This window comes from Methylobacterium sp. WL7 (assembly GCF_008040085.1).
GTDB classification, from domain to species: Bacteria; Pseudomonadota; Alphaproteobacteria; order Rhizobiales; family Beijerinckiaceae; genus Methylobacterium; species Methylobacterium mesophilicum.
The window spans coordinates 1-1,218 of record NZ_VRVG01000313.1; the positions used below are offsets into that span (position 1 = coordinate 1).

General features: G+C 55.3%; 1 protein-coding gene. It reads left to right on the top strand.

Features of this window, described 5'->3' with window-relative positions; genetic code table 11:
* Positions 1–156: 156 nt before the first annotated feature.
* Positions 157–516 (top strand): HigA family addiction module antitoxin, encoded by a 360-nt coding sequence (locus FV233_RS29480; protein WP_147857412.1) that lies wholly within the window; start codon positions 157–159, stop codon positions 514–516.
* Positions 517–1,218: the final 702 nt, after the last annotated feature.

Sequence of the window (1,218 nt, forward strand, 5' to 3'; positions counted from 1 at the left end):
TTTCAGTGTTGAAAAAATCACGGAACCTTTTTGATCTGTAGCGTAAAATTCTCGATCCCCAAGGAGAGATAAGTTTTAATGCCATATCATCTAAAATAGCAGGTTTCGATCTGTCACCTATTCGTTGATGGTTCAAAATCCAGTGAGGGAATCATTATGAATTCACCTTATGTATCAGAGAATCCCTGCCATCCTGGCGGGTTCGTTCGTCGCAATGTCCTTGAGCCGCGCAACCTGGCCGTCATGGCTGCGGCCAGCCTGCTCAACGTGACGCGCCAAACGCTGTCCGACTTCCTGAACGAGAAGGCCCCACTCACGGCCGAACTGGCTCTACGGATCGAGAAGGTGTTCGGGTCCCGCATGGAAATGCTGATGGAGATGCAGACCCGCTTCGATATCTCGCGCGCGCGGAAACTCGAACGGAGGGTCGAGAGGGAACTCGCGGGCCGGACGGGCGTCCAACCCCCGACCGAAAGGACTCAGGTGATCGTCAAGCGCGTCCACGCGTTCGGGTGAGCTCAGTTCGCGGCGACCGGATCTCCGGGATACCGCAACGGTACCGGATCCCCCTGCGCGACGCGGGGTGAACGCGCATCAGTCCGGCCTCCACGCCTTCGTCGCCTCTAGGCCGGGACACGCTGCTTGGCCGCATGATGGACGACTCCGAAAAACACCTCAGCGCGTTTCCACACGGGACCGGGTGACGATCGCAGGGGGACCAGCCCCCACGCCTCGATATCGATCGTCGTCACGGGCCAAGGCGACCGGAATTTTCCATATCGGACGATATCGCACGCGCGATCCTGATCGTGTTGCATCGGATTCATTTGATCAGGCCGTATCGCGGCAATATTTTACCTGCGAATAGCGGAGAGTTTACAAGTAACGGCAATTAAATTCTTGGCGTATTTGATCCGAATCTACAAATAACGCTAAGATTGACATGCGGAAATCCGATTGGTATCGGCGCTTTGCTTAAATCTGCAAGGCAATAAAATTTGTATCCGGCAAAATATATTAAAAAGATGGGCGGCTAAGTTAATCGGCAAGTCCGATGCTGCTGGCGGAGCGCTGCTTGCGCCCATGTGGCCTAGCACTACTTTGGTAGATTGAGGGAACGCTGGAGGTTTTTGCGGATTCGCCTGCCACGGCCATGAGCGTGGGTGCTCGCGATGTCAGGTGCTGGTGGATGGCGTGAGGATCTGGACCGGTGGCTGC

Coding starts and splice junctions, on each gene's coding strand:
- FV233_RS29480 (WP_147857412.1), top strand. CDS start 157: ATGAATTCACCTTATGTATCAGAGAATCCCTGCCATCCTGGCGGGTTC.